A 2,852-nucleotide genomic window follows, 5' to 3' on the forward strand; every position below is an offset into this window, starting at 1 on the left:
CCAGCTCCATGCTGAATGAAACAACTGTAAACCTCGCTTCCGCACCGGACCGGTTTCAGGTGATAAACCGGCCAAGATAGTTGTCGTCTACCGGCCAAGATAATTGTCGCTCACCACGGCAACCCGCTGGCGCGCTGGTGTTACTCCAAGGTGGAGGCGCCGCAGTCGAAGGACGATATCGACCCGTTCACGAAGGAGGAACAGACGGCGATTCTCACGTATGCAACCGGCCAGGGGCGCAACCTGCTGCAGTTTGCCTTCTGGACCGGCCTGCGCACGTCTGAGCTGGTGGCACTGGATTGGGCCGATGTGGACTTCGTGCGCGGCGTCGCAATGGTGACGCGTGCCCTCACGCAGCATTCCAAAGCGGCAGAGAGCACGAAAACGAACGCCGGTCGCCGCGAAGTCAAGCTTTTGGAACGCGCCATGCATGCGCTGCAGGAGCAAAAGGCATTCACGTGGGCGAAGGGCGAGGAAGTTTTTCAAAATCCTCGCCTGGAGCGGCGCTGGGAGGGGGACCAGCCGATCCGCAAGACTTTATGGAGCGGCATCCTGCAAAACGCTGGCGTGCGGTATCGCAACCCTTATCAGACGCGGCACACCTACGCCAGCATGATGCTCTCGGCCGGTGAACACCCTATGTGGGTGGCAAAACAGATGGGGCATGCTGACTGGACGATGATTGCAAGAGTATATGGGCGTTGGATGCCGGATGCAGATCAGGCGGCCGGATCAAAAGCGGAAATTGTGTTCGGTCTTTAACGATTAAATCTACCGGCTGACTGTCATGCAACATTAGGGGCCAATGATATAGTGGCGGGAATGTATTCACTGAAGGAAACTGCCATGAAAAACGACGCAACCGCTCGCCCGCAAGCAACCCAAGCACCTGCCAGACTCAGCAAAGGGGACTTCGTCACCGCACTGCGCAAGCTGCTGCAAGAAGCAGGAAAGGCCGGCGAAACCAGCGTGGACGTACGCGCTGCGACCCTGCACACCGACGTTGGCGTTTATCCCGCGCGCGGCCACTCGATGCCGACCTGTTGCACGGTGATGTATGAGGAGATGCAGCCGGATGACGAGATACTGCTGACGCCACCCGGCGGTAAAGGACCTACGCTGCTGGTACGGTATAAATTCCCGCGCTGAAAATCGCGGTCTTAAGCTACTGGTGGCGATTCAGAGCGCTAATCGGCTCCGTCCGCTTGCGCCCCATTGCGGACATACGAATGGGTGACAGAAGCCTTGACGATTGAAGGTGGCCACGTCGTGTCAGTGGCTAAATCTTGGCAGCCCCGATGGCGTCATGAATCTCTGGTTCGTGCTTCGAGAAAACGCTGACGCAAGCACCAGCCGTCACAATAATCCACTCGCGTAGCGACTGGGTATAGCCGAGCCGCTCGTCTTCTTCCTTCGCCCAACCACCATCGAACACCTCAAGGACGAGATAACCCGAAGGGAAGCCTTCACCGATCCAGTACTCTGCCAGTGGGACTTCATCAAGAAGCCTGAATCCGTCAACATGGGTAAATGTGACCTCGATCCCATCATCCCTGTTGCGGTTTCGAAGGACGCGTATCGACAAACCACCGTCGTAGGCAACCGAGTGGATGTCTGCGCCCCAGTCGAATTGCTCCTGGCAGCCAAAGGGTTTCGCTGTAATTGGCATGTATTTCGTGTCTTAGAATGCTTGTTGAGCATGGCTGCAAAACGATTAATGGCAACGCGGCCGGTGCAGACACGCATAGGCAGCGACCGTTTCTGGCCAACAGCTGCCGTTGCGGGTTGATTGTCTGCATTTTGCCAGCAAAACCTTGAAGATGCCTAAAAAATCTAAGTTTACGGTAGGTTCGATTCCGCCGTCCCACCACTGAATAAATAAAAAGAGCTTCCCCGTTTTGGCGGGGAGGCCCTTTTTATTTATTCCATGCATGCAGAGCGCGGGTATCAAATCCGCATCCGGCACGGGCGCGGGGGTTTTTCGGGGGATGAGCGTTGCTCATCCGATAGCCGCAAAACCGGGTTGCGCTTGCAAGCGCAACCTTCTCCGATTCGTCTGACTGGCTCTTGCGCCGCAGGCGGTTTTTCCTAAAAGAAACATCAACGGTTCAGGTCGTGTCTGAATGGCAGACGTGAGCCTTGCCCTTGACCCTTGCCCCTTGCCCCGCTTGCAGCTCCCTGCCTGCAATTGTTTGATTTACCGCAATTCCAGTTTGAACGGAATGCGAAACAATCCCAGCACCCCTATAGCGGAGTTGATCACGCTCGAAGTTCAACCCAAGGATAAACGCGGCTTTTTCATCCTGCCCCAGGCCCCGGAAGATGCCGGGTACTATGTATATGGCACCCCGGGCAGGGGTGCTGGCCAGCCAATTTGCGCACCCAAACATGATGATGACGCTCCTGTATGTGGAGCGCGAATGGCAAGCAAGCAATAAGCGGAAATTTGGCATCGGCAACATCAGTCTGGCTAACGGCACCGCCAATGCCAGCGTGCGCAGGGTGCTATTTAACGATACCGCCATTCCATTCGTGACGCCGTTCAAAAATCACGACCATCACTTCCACTTGGAATTGAGCCCTTGAGATGAAAAAATCGTGGGCTCTGGCGCTAGGCGCCATCATCGCATTTTCGCTGGCTTATGCAGAGGGCAGCAGCGGCTGGGGCGAATACAGGCCGCTCAAAGGTTCTTATCTGATCTATTCGAGACTTGGGCGAGGAGCAGCCACCCAACCCACCCAAGTTAAGACATTTCAGCAATTTTTCTGACTCATGGCCTTGTGCGGTTTTCGGCCTGGAGTTCGTGGTTTTGAGAGATTTTCGCGATGGCGGTAGGTCCGGCCGGCAATCA

5 protein-coding genes are annotated in these 2,852 nt (G+C 55.9%); 4 read left to right on the forward strand and 1 reads right to left on the reverse strand.

Going from position 1 to position 2,852, the window contains the following annotated elements; translation table 11 throughout:
• Positions 1-150: 150 nt before the first annotated feature.
• On the forward strand, positions 151-762 hold the full coding sequence (locus tag ACQ4W6_RS25635; protein ID WP_436569977.1) for a site-specific integrase: 612 nt from the start codon (positions 151-153) through the stop codon (positions 760-762).
• An 84-nt stretch (positions 763-846) separates the two neighbouring features.
• The gene (locus ACQ4W6_RS25640; protein WP_436569978.1) at positions 847-1,149 is read left to right on the forward strand and encodes an HNH endonuclease; all 303 of its coding nucleotides are present in this window, start codon (positions 847-849) and stop codon (positions 1,147-1,149) included.
• A 130-nt stretch (positions 1,150-1,279) separates the two neighbouring features.
• On the opposite strand, the gene ACQ4W6_RS25645 is transcribed toward ACQ4W6_RS25640, so the two are convergent.
• A complete protein-coding gene (locus ACQ4W6_RS25645) occupies positions 1,280-1,669 on the reverse strand; it encodes a hypothetical protein (RefSeq protein WP_436569979.1) in 390 nt (129 codons plus the stop codon).
• A gap of 665 nt (positions 1,670-2,334) precedes the next feature.
• Here ACQ4W6_RS25645 and ACQ4W6_RS25650 point away from each other — a divergent pair.
• Positions 2,335-2,586 carry a hypothetical protein gene (locus tag ACQ4W6_RS25650; protein ID WP_436569980.1) on the forward strand — a complete coding sequence of 84 codons (252 nt, stop codon included), beginning with the start codon at positions 2,335-2,337 and terminating at the stop codon, positions 2,584-2,586.
• Between the two features lies 1 nt (position 2,587).
• The gene (locus ACQ4W6_RS25655) at positions 2,588-2,770 is read left to right on the forward strand and encodes a hypothetical protein (protein ID WP_436569981.1); all 183 of its coding nucleotides are present in this window, start codon (positions 2,588-2,590) and stop codon (positions 2,768-2,770) included.
• Positions 2,771-2,852 lie beyond the last annotated feature (82 nt).

This window comes from Janthinobacterium woesei (genome assembly GCF_051380875.1).
Lineage (GTDB): Bacteria > Pseudomonadota > Gammaproteobacteria > Burkholderiales > Burkholderiaceae_D > Janthinobacterium.